At 47.2% G+C, this 16,032-nt stretch carries 24 protein-coding genes and 3 pseudogenes; 15 read left to right on the plus strand and 12 right to left on the minus strand.

Going from position 1 to position 16,032, the window contains the following annotated elements; genetic code table 11:
• Positions 1-40 precede the first annotated feature (40 nt).
• Together JCM16159_RS15465 and JCM16159_RS15470 are read left to right on the plus strand one after the other, a co-directional pair.
• Complete coding sequence (locus JCM16159_RS15465; RefSeq protein ID WP_243666130.1) at positions 41-571, plus strand: UbiA family prenyltransferase; 531 nt, start codon at positions 41-43, stop codon at positions 569-571.
• A gap of 4 nt (positions 572-575) precedes the next feature.
• Positions 576-914, plus strand: coding sequence for a hypothetical protein (locus JCM16159_RS15470; RefSeq protein ID WP_243666131.1), 339 nt, complete (start codon positions 576-578; stop codon positions 912-914).
• On the opposite strand, the gene JCM16159_RS06295 is transcribed toward JCM16159_RS15470, so the two are convergent.
• The 4 genes from JCM16159_RS06295 to JCM16159_RS15480 are packed head-to-tail and all read right to left on the minus strand — an operon-like array spanning position 911 to position 2,191.
• A complete protein-coding gene (locus JCM16159_RS06295) occupies positions 911-1,210 on the minus strand; it encodes a V-type ATP synthase subunit F (protein ID WP_054853037.1) in 300 nt (99 codons plus the stop codon). The two genes, JCM16159_RS15470 and JCM16159_RS06295, sit on opposite strands and share 4 nt — an antisense overlap.
• Positions 1,211-1,253: 43 nt before the next feature.
• Positions 1,254-1,793 (minus strand): CDP-2,3-bis-(O-geranylgeranyl)-sn-glycerol synthase, encoded by a 540-nt coding sequence (locus JCM16159_RS06300; RefSeq protein ID WP_054857280.1) that lies wholly within the window; start codon positions 1,791-1,793, stop codon positions 1,254-1,256.
• Positions 1,794-1,799: 6 nt separating this feature from the next.
• Positions 1,800-1,961: a hypothetical protein gene (locus JCM16159_RS15475; protein ID WP_243666132.1), complete on the minus strand. Its 162-nt coding sequence runs from the start codon at positions 1,959-1,961 to the stop codon at positions 1,800-1,802.
• A gap of 23 nt (positions 1,962-1,984) precedes the next feature.
• Complete coding sequence (locus JCM16159_RS15480; RefSeq protein ID WP_243666133.1) at positions 1,985-2,191, minus strand: hypothetical protein; 207 nt, start codon at positions 2,189-2,191, stop codon at positions 1,985-1,987.
• A gap of 55 nt (positions 2,192-2,246) precedes the next feature.
• Here JCM16159_RS15480 and JCM16159_RS06310 point away from each other — a divergent pair, with 55 nt between their 5' ends.
• The 10 genes and pseudogenes from JCM16159_RS06310 to JCM16159_RS06345 all read left to right on the plus strand — a co-directional run bounded on the left by JCM16159_RS06310 (position 2,247) and on the right by JCM16159_RS06345 (position 7,572).
• Complete coding sequence (locus JCM16159_RS06310) at positions 2,247-2,792, plus strand: hypothetical protein (RefSeq protein WP_054857281.1); 546 nt, start codon at positions 2,247-2,249, stop codon at positions 2,790-2,792.
• Positions 2,793-2,926: 134 nt separating this feature from the next.
• Positions 2,927-3,439 carry a Zn-ribbon domain-containing OB-fold protein gene (locus tag JCM16159_RS06315; RefSeq protein ID WP_054857282.1) on the plus strand — a complete coding sequence of 171 codons (513 nt, stop codon included), beginning with the start codon at positions 2,927-2,929 and terminating at the stop codon, positions 3,437-3,439.
• A gap of 5 nt (positions 3,440-3,444) precedes the next feature.
• Positions 3,445-3,609 carry a hypothetical protein gene (locus JCM16159_RS15485; RefSeq protein WP_243666134.1) on the plus strand — a complete coding sequence of 55 codons (165 nt, stop codon included), beginning with the start codon at positions 3,445-3,447 and terminating at the stop codon, positions 3,607-3,609.
• Entirely contained in the window at positions 3,570-3,911 is a 342-nt protein-coding gene (locus JCM16159_RS06320) for a Zn-ribbon domain-containing OB-fold protein (RefSeq protein WP_243666135.1), read from the plus strand. The genes JCM16159_RS15485 and JCM16159_RS06320 overlap by 40 nt, the downstream gene beginning before the upstream one ends.
• Positions 3,912-3,964: 53 nt before the next feature.
• Positions 3,965-4,651, plus strand: coding sequence for a 30S ribosomal protein S3 (locus JCM16159_RS06325; protein ID WP_054857283.1), 687 nt, complete (start codon positions 3,965-3,967; stop codon positions 4,649-4,651).
• Positions 4,629-4,856 carry a 50S ribosomal protein L29 gene (gene rpmC / locus JCM16159_RS06330; RefSeq protein WP_054857315.1) on the plus strand — a complete coding sequence of 76 codons (228 nt, stop codon included), beginning with the start codon at positions 4,629-4,631 and terminating at the stop codon, positions 4,854-4,856. The genes JCM16159_RS06325 and rpmC overlap by 23 nt, the downstream gene beginning before the upstream one ends.
• Complete coding sequence (locus JCM16159_RS06335; RefSeq protein ID WP_054857284.1) at positions 4,853-5,101, plus strand: ribonuclease P protein subunit; 249 nt, start codon at positions 4,853-4,855, stop codon at positions 5,099-5,101. Before rpmC ends, JCM16159_RS06335 begins: the two co-directional genes overlap by 4 nt.
• Positions 5,102-5,115: 14 nt before the next feature.
• Entirely contained in the window at positions 5,116-5,292 is a 177-nt protein-coding gene (locus JCM16159_RS15490) for a hypothetical protein (RefSeq protein WP_243666136.1), read from the plus strand.
• Positions 5,277-5,711, plus strand: coding sequence for a V-type ATP synthase subunit E (locus tag JCM16159_RS06340; RefSeq protein WP_367834355.1), 435 nt, complete (start codon positions 5,277-5,279; stop codon positions 5,709-5,711). The genes JCM16159_RS15490 and JCM16159_RS06340 overlap by 16 nt, the downstream gene beginning before the upstream one ends.
• Before the next feature lie 33 nt (positions 5,712-5,744).
• A pseudogene (locus JCM16159_RS06345) lies at positions 5,745-7,572 on the plus strand (V-type ATP synthase subunit A).
• 8 nt (positions 7,573-7,580) lie between these two features.
• On the opposite strand, the gene JCM16159_RS06350 reads toward JCM16159_RS06345, so the two are convergent.
• On the minus strand, positions 7,581-7,949 hold the full coding sequence (locus tag JCM16159_RS06350) for a hypothetical protein (RefSeq protein WP_243666137.1): 369 nt from the start codon (positions 7,947-7,949) through the stop codon (positions 7,581-7,583).
• 29 nt (positions 7,950-7,978) lie between these two features.
• Positions 7,979-8,152, minus strand: a complete 174-nt coding sequence (locus JCM16159_RS15495; protein WP_243666138.1) for a hypothetical protein — start codon at positions 8,150-8,152, stop codon at positions 7,979-7,981.
• Between the two features lie 104 nt (positions 8,153-8,256).
• On the opposite strand from JCM16159_RS15495, the gene cysS reads away from it, so the two are divergent.
• Positions 8,257-9,729, plus strand: coding sequence for a cysteine--tRNA ligase (gene cysS / locus JCM16159_RS06355; protein WP_054857316.1), 1,473 nt, complete (start codon positions 8,257-8,259; stop codon positions 9,727-9,729).
• A 167-nt stretch (positions 9,730-9,896) separates the two neighbouring features.
• The gene (locus JCM16159_RS06360; protein ID WP_054857285.1) at positions 9,897-11,741 is read left to right on the plus strand and encodes a glycoside hydrolase family 15 protein; all 1,845 of its coding nucleotides are present in this window, start codon (positions 9,897-9,899) and stop codon (positions 11,739-11,741) included.
• On the opposite strand, the gene JCM16159_RS18875 is transcribed toward JCM16159_RS06360, so the two are convergent.
• The 5 genes and pseudogenes from JCM16159_RS18875 to JCM16159_RS15520 form a co-directional block, all read right to left on the minus strand.
• Positions 11,738-12,265: a 6-phosphofructokinase gene (locus JCM16159_RS18875; protein WP_367834347.1), complete on the minus strand. Its 528-nt coding sequence runs from the start codon at positions 12,263-12,265 to the stop codon at positions 11,738-11,740. The genes JCM16159_RS06360 and JCM16159_RS18875 overlap by 4 nt on opposite strands.
• Positions 12,216-12,740 carry a 6-phosphofructokinase gene (locus tag JCM16159_RS18880; protein ID WP_367834348.1) on the minus strand — a complete coding sequence of 175 codons (525 nt, stop codon included), beginning with the start codon at positions 12,738-12,740 and terminating at the stop codon, positions 12,216-12,218. Before JCM16159_RS18880 ends, JCM16159_RS18875 begins: the two co-directional genes overlap by 50 nt.
• Positions 12,737-13,533: pseudogene (locus JCM16159_RS18885) on the minus strand (class I fructose-bisphosphate aldolase). The gene JCM16159_RS18880 and the pseudogene JCM16159_RS18885 overlap by 4 nt, the downstream one beginning before the upstream one ends.
• A 78-nt stretch (positions 13,534-13,611) precedes the next feature.
• Positions 13,612-14,270 (minus strand): annotated as a pseudogene (locus JCM16159_RS15510) (creatininase family protein).
• 92 nt (positions 14,271-14,362) lie between these two features.
• On the minus strand, positions 14,363-14,509 hold the full coding sequence (locus JCM16159_RS15520) for a hypothetical protein (RefSeq protein WP_243666141.1): 147 nt from the start codon (positions 14,507-14,509) through the stop codon (positions 14,363-14,365).
• Between the two features lie 283 nt (positions 14,510-14,792).
• Here JCM16159_RS15520 and JCM16159_RS06380 point away from each other — a divergent pair, with 283 nt between their 5' ends.
• On the plus strand, positions 14,793-15,080 hold the full coding sequence (locus tag JCM16159_RS06380; RefSeq protein ID WP_054857286.1) for a hypothetical protein: 288 nt from the start codon (positions 14,793-14,795) through the stop codon (positions 15,078-15,080).
• A 55-nt stretch (positions 15,081-15,135) separates the two neighbouring features.
• Here JCM16159_RS06380 and JCM16159_RS06385 read toward each other — a convergent pair whose 3' ends face one another.
• Positions 15,136-16,032: a thermopsin family protease gene (locus JCM16159_RS06385; protein WP_054857287.1), complete on the minus strand. Its 897-nt coding sequence runs from the start codon at positions 16,030-16,032 to the stop codon at positions 15,136-15,138.

Raw genomic sequence — 16,032 nt, forward strand, 5'->3', positions numbered from 1 at the left:
ACGGTCTAACTTAATAAGCTGGTTCTCTTTGGCGTATACCGTGAACCTAAGGGCACTTATTAGGCTTTCCAGGATTGAGCATGGAATATTAACAAGCCTAATCACCATTGCGTCATACGTAGTAGCCGGTGGTAGGAGCAGCGTGGCCATGGTGCTACTCTTCCTCTCATCGTTACTTACGGAGGTATTTCTCTTCGCAACAAATGACATTTACAATATTGAGGAGGATAAGATCAATAGGCCGGACGCACCACTTGTACGTGGCGAGGTCACCATTAAGGAAGCCTGGGTATTATCACTATTATCCGTAACTATTGCAGTGCTATTGAATGCGCTGGGTATTGCGCTCGGCCACCTAATGGTTTGGAGTATCGTCATACTAATCATGGCTATAGTACTTGGTTTTTCCTATAATTATGGGTTGAAGAGGGTCATTGTCGTGAACAATCTCCTTGTGGCGTTAACGTCATCACTAACATTCATATATGGATTATACGCAGCCACATCAACACCACCAACACTCAACCTACCCTATCTGCTCCTCATGGTTTCCTTCCTGGCCACGATGTAGGGAGTTGGTTAAGGGCGCCATTGATGTTGCGGGTGATGTCAGGGCTGGTGTCAGGACTGTGGCCAATGTTCACGGGGTCAGAACAGCATTGGTTCTGGCGGTAGTATTCACGTTAATTGCCGTTTTCATATCACCATTAATAATCATTTACGATACCAAGGAACCTTACGGATTAGTTTTATCGATAGGTGTGTTGATAACGGATATCATGCTCACATACGCATCAATAATGCTTCTGAGGAATAATAACTACATGCATAGGTTTAGGTTTTTGTCTCTTGGGGCCATGGCAGTAACGATTGTGGCCTACCTGATACTTGCGTTAATATTGATGATTCACTAAATCCCAAGGACACTTCGGAGAATTGCCAGGTAATTTACCTCCTTAAACCTCATTTCCTTAAATGACGGTATTTCAATGAGCATGGGCTTCCTCATCTTCATCCTCATCTTATCGAAGTCCTCCCTAACCCTATCCACGAGGTTACTCGTTATCAATATCGCGCCAACACCCTCCTCAAGACTTAACTCACTAATCACTGATAGTATATTCTCGCTTTCACCAACTACCCTACCCTCAAACCCAAGTAACCTGAAGGTATAGACCGTGTGTTCATCACCAAGTACTACTGCACGCACGCGTTCTCAATCTATAAGGCATCTTTTAAAGTTAATTACATCATCACCAAGGCTCCCTCTTAAGCCCTAGGAGGTAAGCTATTGTGTTTGTGGCTAAGTGTATCGGCGGCGTTATCAATACGGCAATCACCACGTAAATCACCTTTAAGGCGCTTGGTTGAACGAGCCATAAAGCCAGCAATGCCGCCAGTAGGAAGTCAAGTTGGTCAAGCAATGGCGCCGGTGCCCCACGGGGCAAGCCAAGCCTCCTCTTAATGAACGCCCCGAGCAAGTCACCCAGTAAAGCCGCAATGCACATTACGAATACAGCCAATGAGTTTGGGAGTTCTGAGGCGATATTTACAGCCCTGGTTACCATGATGTACGTAAACTCACCAATTACGAAACCAGCCAATAGACCCGTGATGAAACCCTCATAAGTCTTCCCATCACCAAAAAGCCTTCTCCCATCAATGAAATTCCTACCAAGATCTATGGGCGTCCTACGCCTAAACACCTTACTGGCAATTACGGGCGTTGCATTGGCGACGTACGGAGGCCAAATAATCAGTAACGTAATTATGAAGTCCCAAAGTAAGCTCACACGTAATCACTCGAGACCATGCCTCTTGATTAGGTGCGTTATCGCGGAGTTCTTCGTTATGAATTCCTGACCGCACACGAGGCAGTAGTAAACATCCATCCCATTACGCCTAACCGAAACTATCAAGTGCTCCTTAATGTGCCTAAGGAATGCCCCTTCACCACTCAATTTCGCGCCACATATATCACATGTTATTGTTTTACCGCCGACCCTGCCATGCCTGCGCATGTGGGTGACGAAGGAGTTTGCATCAACTCAGCACCGCACTTTGGGCACTTCAGCCTGGGCCTTGGCGACGCCTTGATTATTGCATCAACTACCTTATTAACATCCTCACCCATGTAATCACATAGTGGGCATACCACGATCTTAGTCAATGCCTTGGCCACAGCGCTCATAGTCGTGAGAACCCTAACTAACTTACTTTTTAAGTTCTAACACTCAATCCAAGTAATGGGTAGGGTCGTAGGCCTTGCGATGCCCAGGTGGGACTTAGGTACAGTGGGTTACGTGGCTGGTTCACCCGTTGAAATCGATAAAGCATACTCGGAGCTGTTCCTGCGTTGTTACCCAACCACTGTGGATATGACTAGGGAAATGGATAGTAAGGTCTCCTGCATAATCAATGTAATTAGAAGAGGATTGCCAATAAATAGTGTTGTGTTTTTGCTTGATCCATACGGCATTGCCAATGATGTAGGTACTAAGCACGGTATCAGGAGGGAGCTCATTCTAGATGGTGTGTATTCATGGTTCATTAATTACCTAAGGAGTAATGGCTTTCTTAGTGATGAGGATATTGTGGAGCTTGACCAGGAATTATCAATATTAATGCCTAGGATTAAGGCCAGGGTGGGTGGCTATGCCAGTATGATAGCTAGTGCCATAGCAACGATTGTGATGGTTAGGAGGGTTAGAATTAATGAACTACCTATTAGGATGGTTGATATTCGCAACGACGCCATTAATTACGTAATGAGAGCTTTCCCAAGTCATTAATCAGCATTTCCGGCGGTCAATCATTTATCAGGCAAATGCCTCCTCATCACCGTATACCGGCATCATCAGTAATTTATAAGGCCTTTGTGATGTTAGGGTGATCCTTAAATACAGCCTTATTAATTACCTAAGCTATGGTAGGGGGTACGCCGATTAAGGAGAGCGACATTAAGAACTACCCTCATGAGGTGTGGACTAAGTCATTTCAATACAATGTAACCGCCGGCACTGCCTATTCAAGGTTTCTTGAGGGTTTAAAGAATGGTAAGATTTACGGCACGTACTGCAGCAGCTGTGGTCACGTGTTTGTGCCGCCAAAGATGTACTGCCCGTACTGCTTCAAGCCTGTGGATGGTTGGGTTGAGGTTAAGGATGAGGGCACAGTAATTACTGCAGTGGTTAGTTACATAAGTGCTACGAGGGAGCCGCTTAAGGAGCCTAGGGTTGTTGGTGTAATTAAGCTCGACGTGCCTGGCAAGGAGTTTAGTGAGCATAGGTTCCCCGGCATAATGCATTACCTATGTGTTGACCCTGAGGATGTTAAGTCAATGAAGGTATTTGGCATGAGGGTTAAGGCTCGGTGGAAGCCGGCTAATCAAAGGGCGGGCTCTGTTCTTGATATTGAGTGCTTCGAGCCTGTGAGGTGATGGGCATGTCCTTCGAGAAGATAAATGTTAATAGGGATATTAGGCATTGGCTCCATACAATCGAGCAGGGTTATAGGTATACGGCCGGTCCAATAGGTACTAAGTTCCTTGAGGCCTTAAGGCCGGTAAATTGCTCGCCGGTAAATGCCCAGTTTGTGGTAGGTTATTAATGCCCCCAAAGGCCTTTTGTCAGCATGATTTTGCCGAGATTAAGGAATTAGTTGAGATAGCGCCTGTGGGTGTTGTTAGGACCTACACCGTGGTCTACGAGGACTCATACGGAAATAAGTTGCCTAAGCCTGTGATCATTGGCTTCATAGAGTTCCCAGGGGTCACTGGCGGCCTTGTTCACTACATAATTAATGTTGAGCCAGGTAACGTTAGGGTTGGGCTTAAGGTTAGGCCCGTGTTTAGGCCTGAGAATGAGAGGAGGGGTTCCATGACGGATATCGCCGGTTTTGAGCCTATCTAGGGCTAATGAATGACAAAAATCTTAAATAGGCATAGGGTTGTTGGTTTACCTGAATGAGTCAAGCGCAGAGGAGGATTCCCGTATATAAGAAGATACTGCAGGATAAGATTAAGGAGTGGATGGTTAAGGAATTCCTAAACTATAGACTGGCTAAGCAGGGCTACGTTGACTCTGACGTACTGAAGACCCCGCTTGGTACTAGGATAATTATCTATGCCGAGAGGCCAAATAGGATAATTGGTAGGAAGGGCGTTATTGTCAAGGAATTGACGGAGCTACTCAGTAGGAAGCTTGAGGTTGAGAACCCAATAATCGACGTAACCCCGATACAGAACCCAGAGCTTAACCCCAAGATCATCGCCAATAGGATTGCCTGGGCAATGACCAAGGGCGTTAAGTTCAGGAGGGCCGGTATGATAGCCATTAGGCAGATAATGGATGGCGGCGCAAAGGGTGCCGAGGTAACGATTAGTGGCAAGTTGACGAGTGAGAGGTCAAGGTTTGAGAAGTACGTGTATGGAGTTATTTACAAGAATGGTTATGATTCGAGGACCAAGGTTCAGAGGTTCGTTGGCCAGGTACTACTGAAGCCGGGCCTTTACGGTATTGAGGTTAGGATAACGCCACCAATTAGGTTTAGCGATGAGTTCCAAATAAAACCGCCGAGCAGGGAGGTAACTGCCGAGGCCCAGGCACAGCAGGTACAGGGTGGTGAGGGTGGCGAGCAGGCAGAGACTTAATGCGAAGACCATTAGGAACATGAAGCCTGAGGATAGGGCTAAGCTACTCAATGACTTAAGGAATGAACTGCTTAAGCTGCAGACGCAGAAGGAGCGTGGTACCCTGGAAAACCCTGGCAGGGTTAGGACCGTTAGGAGGGCCATCGCCAGAATATTGACCATAATGAATGAGGAGGCTAGGAGGTCGGTTAAGGCGGGTGAATGAGTAAGCCATTATTATTCAGGTTTATAGAGACCATCAACTGCAGGAATGAGTCTCTAAACGGCATTAGCGGTGTTGTTATTGATGAGACCACCAAGACTATTAAGGTATTGACATTGACGAATTCTATAAAGGTTATTATTAAGGAGGATTGCTGGTTTTATGTAAGCATTGGCAATTGCACGTACTTGGTTAATGGCCGTAAATTAATTCTTAAGGGAAGGAAAGGAAAATTTTTAAATTCGTAAAATAACCTTGCCACGTGTCTGAGCAGGAACTTACTGAGCGATTGATTAACGGTATTATTACACGACTCGAGAACGAGATCAATGAGTGGAGTAATAATGCTAGGCTTAGGCTGAGGCCGAGCTACTTGATGGTGTCAAGGCTGTTATTAACAAGTACTCAAGTGCTCTTGAGAATATTGATAAGGAACTGAACATGGAAAGGGAATATAGGCTTTATGACGAGATGATGAAGGAGAAAAAGGAAAAACTTGGAATTCTTGAGGGTGCATACGACGAGGTTGTTAGGAGGATTAGGGATAGGATTAAGTCAATGAGAGGCACTAATGATTATAAGAGATTTCTTAAAAATTCAATATTATGGGCAGTATCAATAATCGGTTCGAGGGAATTAATGATAATGGTAAGCAAGGCTGATGAGAGCATCACTAGGGAGTTAATATCAGAGCTCGGCCTTAATGCCGTTGTAAATACGACGAATGAGGACATATTGGGTGCGGTTGTTTCTTCGATGGATGGGTCGGTCAGGGTCGATGCAACGCTCGACTCTAGGCTCGGGCTTATGGAGCATCAAATAAAGACCTTACTGGCGCGTCTAGCATCATCAGGATGAGCCATTAATGATGTAGAATTAATTTTAAATACTATGAGTTCTAGCATTACCGTGTCATCGAGCAAGGGTAGGATTGTCTACATAAGTGGGCCTGTTGTTAAGGCTGAATTGCCTGGAGCACTACTCTATGAATTAGTCTTTGTTGGCGAGCTCGGCCTCTTCGGCGAGGTAGTTAGGATCCAAGGTGACATGGCTTTTATCCAGGTCTATGAGGAAACTACGGGTCTGAAACCTGGCGAACCAGTCACTAGGACTGGGGAACCACTTAGTGCGTGGCTTGGTCCCGGCATACTAAATAGGGTTTATGATGGCGTTCAGAGACCACTGCCATTAATATTTGACCTAACGAAGAGACCCTTTGTTGCGAGGGGTATCAACTATGAGAAGGCACCGCCACTGGATCTCAGTAAGAAGTGGAAGTGGATACCAAAGGTTAAGGTTGGCGATGAGGTTGAGGTCGGCGACATACTCGGCGTTGTCCCAGAAACGCCACTTGTTGAGCATAGGATCCTCTATCCACCGATATATAGGATCGGCGGTGTTGTTAAGTACGTAGCCCCTGAGGGTGGGTACACAATCGAAGACGTGATTGCAGAGGTGGAGACCAAGGAGGGCACGGTGAAGGTCAAGATGTGGCATAAATGGCCCGTGAGGAGGCCAAGGCCATTTAGGGAAAAGCTGCCGCCAGTTGAGCCATTGATAACGGGTATTAGGACCGTAGACACTTTATTCCCAATAGCCATTGGTGGTGCGGCCGCGATTCCTGGGCCATTCGGCAGTGGTAAGACCGTAACAATAAGGACGCTGGCAATGTATAGTGAGGCTAGGTTAGTGTTTCCGGTGCTCTGTGGTGAGCGTGGAAACGAGGCCGCGGATGCGCTACAGGGGTTGCTCAAGCTCGTTGACCCTAACACGGGCAGACCATTGATGGAGAGGACAACGATCATAGTGAATACGTCCAATATGCCCGTGGCGGCTAGGGAGGCGAGCATATACATGGGCGTCACCATTGCCGAGTACTTCAGGGATCAGGCTATGACTCATTCCTAATGGCTGACTCAACAAGTAGGTGGGCTGAGGCAATGAGGGAGGTCGCCCTGAGGATCGGCGAGATGCCCAGTGAGGAGGGGTTCCCAGCGTATTTGCCAACCAGGTTAGCTGAGTTCTATGAGAGATCTGGTAGGGTTGTGACTCTTGGTAAGGGTAATAGGTTGGGTTCGGTTACGATAGCTGCCTCGGTCTCACCACCTGGTGGTGACTTCACGGAACCGGTCACAAGCCACACACTTAGATTCGTAGGGGCCTTCTGGCCTTTGGACGCTAAGCTTGCCTACTCGAGGCATTACCCAGCCATTAATTGGTTAATGGCTTCAGTAGGTACGTCGATACGGTGGCTGAGTGGTACCAGAAGAATGTGGCGCCTGACTGGAGGGAGCTTAGGGACGAGGCCGTGAGGATACTGACCAGGGAGGCCGAGCTTCAGGAGGTTGTTAGGATACTCGGTACTGAGGCACTTAGTGAGCAGGAGAAGCACTTGTTAAATGCCGCATTCATAATTAGGGAGGGTTTCCTAAAGCAGGATGCTTATCACCCGGTTGATGTTAGGTCATTACCGCCAAAGCAGTACTGGCTTCTTAGGCTCATTATAACGTTCTATAGGAAGGGGCTTGAGGCGATTAACCGTGGAGTACCTGCCTCAGCACTTAGGGAGTTGGATACGGTTAAGAGGCTGCCTAGGCTTAGGATGGAGGTTAGGAATGAGGAGTATAAGAAGCTTATTGACTACGAGCAGGAATTGGTAAATGCTATCGAAAACCTAGTTAAACAATACGAATCGCAAAGGGTAATGGCGACTGCGTAGGTAAAATATTAAACATTGATGACCGTGTTTATTAACGACCTTATTACCTGGTAATTCTCGTTACCGCATAGTACAATTGCATACTTATTGCATGAAATGCTATCTAACTTGCTTAATTCCATGGAGGCCTCTTGCGACAATTCATCGAGGTAGTTATTAAGCTTGAGTATTAGGAACCTATTTTGCGGGCACACGTATTTAAGGAATAACACTGCGTCGGAGCCATTCTTTATCGCAATGTCCCTAAGCCTTATGATGGAATCCTCATTAATACTACGGCTAATTACTGATGCGTAGCACCTCCTACACTCGCACTTAAATACCTGGGAGAACTTTGTAACCTCCTTTATCTCGTCAATACCGAGATCACGTAACAACCTAGTAAGTATCTCCTCACCCTTACCTGTTAATTCAGCCCACCTCTCATAACCCTAATCGCGCCCTGACCCTTAAGCTCACTCAATACACGCCTTACAACGCCCTCGCCCATGCCCGAAATGGCGCTCAGCGAGTACCTACCCATTCTTCCATATTTCTTAAGTATTAGGAGAACCGTCAACTCCTCGGCAGTCATTTGCATTAGTTAATTACTGTGTAAGGTAAAAATAATTTTTCTTCACCAAGTTATGCTTATTAATACTAATAGTAACTGTGCTTGGTGATCATTATTTGCCCGGCAAGGGCATGTATGTAAACTCGAGGGAATTGCCAATAATGGCCTACAACACTGCTTCCAGGAACTTTGAGAAAATAGCATTACTACGACCAGGCCTGGCCAGGATATACGTGTGTGGGCTAACGCCGTACGACTCAATGCACGTTGGGCATGCGAGGACATTCGTGTTCTACGACATATTTAGGAGGTACCTGGAGTACCTAGGTGTTGAGGTTAGGTTTGTGACTAACTTCACGGACATTGACGATAAGATAATCAACAGGGCTAGGCAGGAGTTTGGTGGTGACTTAATTAATAGGTGGTATGAGGTACCCAGTAGGTACATTAAGGAGTTCTTTGACGCAATGGATAGGCTATACGTAAAGAGGGCGTATGCATACCCAAGGGTCACCGAGAACATAAACGACATGCTAAGGTGGATTCAGGAGTTAGTGAGTAAGAACCTGGCCTACGTGAGCCCTGACGGTTCCGTGTACTTCGACATAACCAAGGTACCTAGGTATGGCGAGTTCTCAGGGCAGAAAATCGAGGAGTTAATAGCGGGTGCCAGGGTTGAGCCCGAGCCTGGTAAGAGGAACCCACTGGACTTCGCGCTTTGGAAATCGTGGAGCGAGGGTGAGCCCTGGTGGAATAGCCCATGGAGCCCAGGTAGGCCTGGCTGGCACCTAGAGTGTGTGGTCATGTCCAGTAAGTACCTTGGCGTACCCTTCGACATACATGGCGGTGGGCAGGACCTAATATTCCCGCACCACGAGAATGAGATCGCCATTGCCAGGGTTTACTTCGGAATTGACTACTTCGCTAGGTACTGGATACACGTTGGTCTAGTGATGATTAGAGGCCAGAAGATGAGTAAGTCCCTCGGTAACATCATACCTATTATGGACGTATTGAGGAAACATGACGGTGAGGTACTGAGGCTTTACTACGCCATGACCCAGTACAGGAAGCCGATGGACTTCGACCCAGACGCCCTGGACCAGGTCAGGAATTCATTAATGAGCGTATACGCGGCCTATGACATGCTCACCGAGGTCATAAATGAGGCCCCCGACGTGGGCGACAAGGACGCTGAATTACTAAGTAGGGTTAATGGCTTCGTTAATTCCTTCGAGGAGTCCATGAACAACGACATAAACACAAGCGGCGCCGTTGCGGCGCTCATGGACTTCGCCAGATACATTACGTCCACAGTCATCTACAACACACAGCACTTCTCAAAGAACGCCCTAACCAATGCATTAACGGCCTTCAGTGATTTGGCAAACATTCTCGGAATATTAAACAGGACAAGGTTACCACCATCACTCATCTCATTAATAGATACGTTGATAAGAATCAGGGCTCAATTAAGGGCTAAGAAAATGTTCGATATAGCCGATGAGATTAGGAACGAACTTGGAAGGCTCGGGGTCGTGATAAGCGATGTCGGTAATAAGACATATTGGTACATCGATAGGGATAGGCTATCTTATTTTTAAGTAAAATGTGATGCCTTGGATATGAAGAGTCGCTGTAGTTATATAATCACGGCGGTTCTTCAGGCCCAAAGCGAAACATTAATTTCACAAGTTATGCCTTCGGTAATGATTTACTGTCGAACTCCTGAATAATGCTTAATTATTTTCCTAAACACAACACTAAGTGTATGAGGACAGTGTTCCTTAGTAATGGCTCGTTAGCTGTATTATACGATGAGAATTACTACATGAGGGACGTTTACTACCCACTACTTGGCCAGCATCATCACCACTCCTTCGGCGGCAGGTTTAAGATTGGTATTTGGCATGATGGTAAATTCACGTGGCTTGAGGGCATCGGTAATAAGGAGATTATGTTGTCAGGCTCAAAGGCTGAGCTTCACGCCCAGTGGGATGGGCTTAAAATACACATGGAGGATACGGTATTAATACCGCAGCCAGTACTTGCTAGGCATGTATCGATTAAGGGACTTGGATTCGTCAGGGTAATCTTTTATCACGATTTCAAGCTGAACGATTATGAGGCGGGGGATACTGCATTCTATGATCCATCATTAGATGCCGTGTTCCATTATAAGGGAACTACGTGGTTTGGCATAGCATCAACTAACCCAATCTATGAGTACACCACGGGTAGGAGGGACCTCAATGTAGTACTCCCCGACTGTGAGGATGGCGTACTTAGTAAGAACCCAATAGCCCAGGGCTCCGTGGCCTCCGCAATATCCATAGCGAGTCCCGAGTTTTACTACTTCATAGTGGCAGGTGATAATTACGAGAGGGTTATGAGGATGATAATTGAACTTAGGGATAGGAATAACGTGGAGACCTACTTTCGCAGGTCAGTAAATTACTGGAGTAATGTGGCCTCGGAGTACGGCGATGATGAATTAGCCTCGCAAAGTATTGTAGTTCTACTCGGCCATGTTGGTACTAACGGTTCAATACCCGCCTCACTGGATACATCAATAATAAAGTTTAATCTGGACACATATGGTTACCTATGGCCTAGGGACGCGGCATTTGCAGCCATGGCCCTTGACATGGCGGGTTACTACACGTTCACGAAGAAGTTTTATTCCTTAGTGTTTAAGCTCTTTGGTCGCGAGGGCTTCCTATTCCAGAAGTATAATCCAAGTGGTACCTGGGGTTCTACCTGGCACCCATGGACTGCCAGAAGTAGGAAGTCACTTAATATTCAGGAGGATGAGACAGCAACCGTGATTTACGCCTTCTGGCATTACTTCCAGAGGACGAGGGATTACGACTTACTTAGGGAGGTCTATGATGTGATAACCAGGGCCGCCAACTTCATGACTAATTTTAGGGATGAGAAGCTGAAATTACCCCTCGAATCCTACGACCTATGGGAGGAGAGGCTCGGTGTGCATACGTATACGGTGGCTTCAGTATACGCAGGACTACTCGCGGCCAGCAACTTGGCTAAGATGCTTGGTGAGTATGAGAGCGCCAGTAAGTGGGAGGAGACTGCCATGGAGATTCGAGAAGCAATCAGGAACTACCTATTCGATAAGGAGAGGGGCGTGTTTTATAGGTCTGTCAGGATTGATGATGGCAAGATAACGGAGGTTGACAGGACAGTCGATGCAAGCATAATGGGTGTATTCCTCTTTAACGCGTTCGACGTGTATGAGCCAATGCTCGAGAGCAGTGTCAAGGTTATTGTGGATAGGCTTTGGGTTAAGCCCATAGGAGGTATCGCCCGTTATGAGGGTGATTACTACCAAAGGGTTCCCGGCGACTACAGCGGTATTCCCGGTAATCCATGGATAATAACCACGCTCTGGGTTGCCCAGTACTACATGGCCAAGGGTGATTGCTATAGGGCTAGGGAATTCATATCGTGGGTTAACAGGGTTAGGACATCAACGAACCTACTACCTGAGCAGGTTGACCCATTCAGGGGATTGCCCGTTTCAGTAACCCCACTTGTTTGGAGTCATGCTGAGTATTTGAAGACTTACATAATGAGGAAAAGACAATGCGCTTAAGTTCCCCAATACGTCTCATAAAGCTTCATCCAATAACCACTAACTAACCTATTCTTACCCAGTACCTCGGTTATTGGTACCCTGACTATATCACCGTCCCTATAGGCCACCATCTTTCCGAAGTCACCACTTTCAATTGCATTAAAGGCCTCCGTGGCGAACCTAACAGCCAATACCCTATCAAACGCCGTCGGCGGCGCACCCCTAATTATGTGGCCTGGAATCACAGCCCTAGTCTCAATACCCGTAACCTTCTCTATATACTGAGACAACTCATTACCAACGCCGCCAAGTCTCGAGTGCCCAAACTCATCCCTGGGGCCACCGTATTCCTTAATACCCTCAGAAACAATTACCAAGGCCCACCTCCTATCCCCGTAAATCTCCTTAATCCTGCTGGCCACGATATCCCAATCAACTGGCCTCTCGGGTATTAAGACGAAGTCCGCCATCGTGGCAACCCAGTAAATAGGGCTATCCAACCAGCTCCCTACCCATAACCTCAACAACACCAACTCTCTCATGCGAAACCAACGTTGTCTTGAAGGACTCAGTAACTCTAATGGCTTCGTTAACTGCCGTGTCAAAGCCGATTGTGTAATCCGTACCGTAAACATCATTATCGATGGTCTTCGGAATACCAACCACGTTAGCCAAACCCCTCGCCTGCGTCTGGGCAGCGGCGCTCAGCGTGTCATCGCCGCCAATCGCCACGATCACGTCTAGGCCAAGTTCCCTGAGATTTTTAGCAAAGGTCTCAGCCCTAGTTTCATCCTTGAAGGGGTTCGTCCTTGAGGTCCTAATGAATGTACCACCAGTAAACGCGGTGTCTATTAGGTCCTTAGACCTGACCCTCCTAACCTCCTTATCCAGTATTCCCCTCCAGCCATGGAATATTGCATAAACCTCGTGCCTACCCTCCAATAACTTAGTCAGTGTGTACACGGCTATGTTGAGCCCCGGCGCGTCACCACCCCCAGTGAGGATACCCACCTTCATTTAACCTCACCCAACGCCTCAACAACCTTCTTACCTCCATACACGATCTCCGAAAGAACCCTAGCGAACTTTAACACATCCCTTCTCTGCCACACATTCCTACCAACCGCAATACCAACGGCACCGGCCTCAAGAACACCCTCAACCTGCCTCAGGAACTCCTCCTCAGTCTTCGTCTTAGGGCCACCCGACATTAACACTGGGACCTTACCAGCAACCTTAACGGCCCAGGCAAAGGTCTTCGGATCACCAGTGTACTTTATTTTCATTGCATCGGCACCGAGCTCAAGGGCTACCCTGGCCGCATAGGCCACAATCTCCGGCGCCGTTTCGTTCGTGACCTTACCACCCTTGGGTATGACCAGACAATCAGTGGCATGTCGAACTTAACAGCCTCCCTCTTTATCCTAGCCAATTCCTCAAACATCTTCCATTCATAACCACTACCTGGATATATCGTGTAACCCACGGCAGATGCGCCTAGACTTACGGCCTCCTCAACAGTGCAGTTAGCCACTGATATTGGTTCACCATTGTATAGGTTCGTCTTACCATTCAACTTAACAATAAGTGGTACACTACCATCATAGTACTTCTCCGCAATACCCCTCTGGAAAACAACACCGTCAAACCCAGCCTCACGCGCCAGTTTAAGTATGTACCCAGGGTCTGCGGAGTCTGGATTATCGAGGAAGTCCGTTGGCCCATGTTCGATACCGTGATCATAAGCGAGTATTATCGACCTACCCCTCCTCGCGAATACTTTCAGGAATTTCTCAATTAATGCTGTCATTAATTACTTCGTTGACTAAGCCTATATTTAATGCATGATTGTTAAAAATGTGTTGTTGGGTATAATGATTACACCGTTTTAGGCATTACCACTCTCATTGCTAATTGTAATACCGTAAATAACTCGAATCTGACCAAGCAAGTCATTAACCATGAACCTAAGTATCTCAGAACCAATCTCAGGCCTTACGAGGTCCCTACGCAATGAACCAATAATGCCCGTCTTACTAACGTCAATAGTTCTGAAAACGTTTATGTTACCACCAACCTCGGTATCAATGATCCTATCCCACCTAATAAGGTCCTTATTTATTGCAGCGATTAATGATGACTCAACTGCATCTGCGTGGCCGAAGGATGGGAAATACCTCATTATATATTCAATAACACGCCTATTGAATAGGTAGTAATGATAAACCCTAGGCCTAACCCTTGAGTAATTCCATTCCTTGACCACGATATTCAACGCATCGACATTACCACCATGCCCATTAACAAAAACAACGCCAATAGGTCCCCACGCGGAAACACTCTCGATAAAGTCAAGAAGATAATGAACTAAGTTTTCAAAATGAACCCACGTGTCCCCGCAAACCCTGCGTGCTCCATTGAGGAACCAACCGCTATCAATGGGTAAAGCAAGCCCCTATCTGGTATTCTACTTTCTATCTCATTAGCGACATAATCAGCGATTATGGAGTCAGTACCTAAGGGCAGATGGGGTCCATGCTGTTCGATGGACCAATCGGCACAATAATCAATGGGTCCTTAGGTACCTCGTCGCGGGTTATCTCCAGTATTTTCACGCAATTGCGGAAAAATACATATTATTAAAAACCTATGTTCAAGCCCAGCATCTCCACACCAATAACTTCCTTAAATATATGTACATAGGGCACTCCCAAGGACACACTACGTGAATCTATCGAAGACACGCATCGTAGCTTATTGATAAACCACACACCTTGCATTAGCACCTTCATCACCTGCATTGCTCACAACCTCGAGCAAATCAGCATTCCTAACGAGACCCCTTAAAAAAATCCCAACTAATACCTGGACGTTTTACCCCAAGTTCATTAAGTATCCTCCTTAGCCCATCCTCAAGCGAGTTCCTAGACTCATATGGACAGGGCCCCGTAATAAAGTATAATTGCACAACATTGAGTATAGCAGGGTCTCCCTCACGCATATCTCGTACAAGGGCCGTATGCAGGTCACACTACTCTTCATGCCCTCGGTGTCATTGACAATGGGCTTATGAGTGCTGGCGAGACCACCTACGCTGCTGGGTATGACATCGCCAATACCGGCAATCAATTGGGGCAAGCGTCACAGGCCTACGGCGTCTACGGCTCGTACCAGCCAGTACAGGCGAGCCCTGGCAGTACAGTGACTGTACCGAGTAATTACGTGACGACTTATAGTGGTAATCCAGGTGGGCAAACAATATGGGTCGTTACCCCGACAAGTAACTCAATCACTCAGGACTTGTTGAAGCCCGGCAACCTATACCCAGTGCCATCACCAATAAGCCTCGGTTGGTAGGCACCCCTGGGCTCGCCAGGGGCGTTTAAAATCAAACCCCTCTTTTCTTCCATCCTCAAGGAGTGAAGCCAGGGCTTGGGACTTGAGGCGTTTGATTGACCGGCTCGGGCCATGAGACGATGGCCCTACCATTGTCCCAATACACCCAGGCATTGTATACTGCCTCCTCAGTATTTGCCGTATTGGGATTTACCCACTGTGGTGGGAGGTTCCTCGCAACCATACTATAGGCAGTGCTCGGGGCTGGAAGCCAAGTAGTGCCATTCCAGTAGTAGAGGGCTAGTACAATATTGGCGTTCGTGAAGTTCACCCACTCACCATTACCATAGCCACCAACTACGAGTTGAGTACCTAGGTTAGGCACAATCGTGGCATTACCCACTGGGTAGGTGTAGTACCAGTGGGCGTTGAGACCGTCAAGGCTGTATCCAAAATAGGCGATGCCATTCTTAATGGCTATGATGAGCCACCCGCAAGTGGCTCCATAAACAACAACACTATAGAGGGATACTAGGCTTGATTGGCATGATATTACACCATTACTCTCCGTAACACAGTTCCCTGGTGGCGACCAAACATCCTCGCCAAAGCCTGGCTCCCAAACCCCATTCACCTCATACGCCATTGTCGAGTACACGTCCTGTATCCAGTACCCATTACTCAATTGGGCGTTGAGTTGTATTGAGTAGGTGTTTGGTATTGCTGTGTTCACGCAGTAGTAGGCGGTGAGTGCTGTGGTGTTTGGCCCGAGGTATACTAGGCCGGCTGGGTAGTTCTGGGACAGGGCTAGGCCAGTGGTTGGGTATTGTGGTGATTGTGGGCTCGTTTGGTTTGTGGTTTGGATTTGGTGCGTGTGGGTTATTAGGAATAGTATTCCAGCCCCTATGACTAGGGCTAGGGCGAGTAGGAATAGCCCGAGGAATACCAAGCCAATCACCCTCAGGACGCCCAT

The organism is Vulcanisaeta sp. JCM 16159 (assembly GCF_001316265.1).
GTDB lineage: Archaea > Thermoproteota > Thermoprotei > Thermoproteales > Thermocladiaceae > Vulcanisaeta.

What these genes read in the sequence shown, in the direction of transcription:
- JCM16159_RS15480 (WP_243666133.1), bottom strand. Translation starts at nt 2,191, where the DNA reads ATGAGCGCTGTGGCCAAGGCATTGACTAAGATCGTGGTATGCCCACTA.
- JCM16159_RS06310 (WP_054857281.1), top strand. Translation starts at nt 2,247, where the DNA reads ATGGGTAGGGTCGTAGGCCTTGCGATGCCCAGGTGGGACTTAGGTACA.
- JCM16159_RS06315 (WP_054857282.1), top strand. Translation starts at nt 2,927, where the DNA reads ATGGTAGGGGGTACGCCGATTAAGGAGAGCGACATTAAGAACTACCCT.
- JCM16159_RS15485 (WP_243666134.1), top strand. Translation starts at nt 3,445, where the DNA reads ATGTCCTTCGAGAAGATAAATGTTAATAGGGATATTAGGCATTGGCTC.
- JCM16159_RS06325 (WP_054857283.1), top strand. Translation starts at nt 3,965, where the DNA reads ATGAGTCAAGCGCAGAGGAGGATTCCCGTATATAAGAAGATACTGCAG.
- JCM16159_RS06335 (WP_054857284.1), top strand. Translation starts at nt 4,853, where the DNA reads ATGAGTAAGCCATTATTATTCAGGTTTATAGAGACCATCAACTGCAGG.
- JCM16159_RS15495 (WP_243666138.1), bottom strand. Translation starts at nt 8,152, where the DNA reads ATGCAAATGACTGCCGAGGAGTTGACGGTTCTCCTAATACTTAAGAAA.
- cysS (WP_054857316.1), top strand. Translation starts at nt 8,257, where the DNA reads ATGTATGTAAACTCGAGGGAATTGCCAATAATGGCCTACAACACTGCT.
- JCM16159_RS06360 (WP_054857285.1), top strand. Translation starts at nt 9,897, where the DNA reads ATGAGGACAGTGTTCCTTAGTAATGGCTCGTTAGCTGTATTATACGAT.
- JCM16159_RS18875 (WP_367834347.1), bottom strand. Translation starts at nt 12,265, where the DNA reads ATGAGAGAGTTGGTGTTGTTGAGGTTATGGGTAGGGAGCTGGTTGGAT.
- JCM16159_RS18880 (WP_367834348.1), bottom strand. Translation starts at nt 12,740, where the DNA reads ATGAAGGTGGGTATCCTCACTGGGGGTGGTGACGCGCCGGGGCTCAAC.
- JCM16159_RS06380 (WP_054857286.1), top strand. Translation starts at nt 14,793, where the DNA reads ATGAGTGCTGGCGAGACCACCTACGCTGCTGGGTATGACATCGCCAAT.
- JCM16159_RS06385 (WP_054857287.1), bottom strand. Translation starts at nt 16,032, where the DNA reads ATGGGCGTCCTGAGGGTGATTGGCTTGGTATTCCTCGGGCTATTCCTA.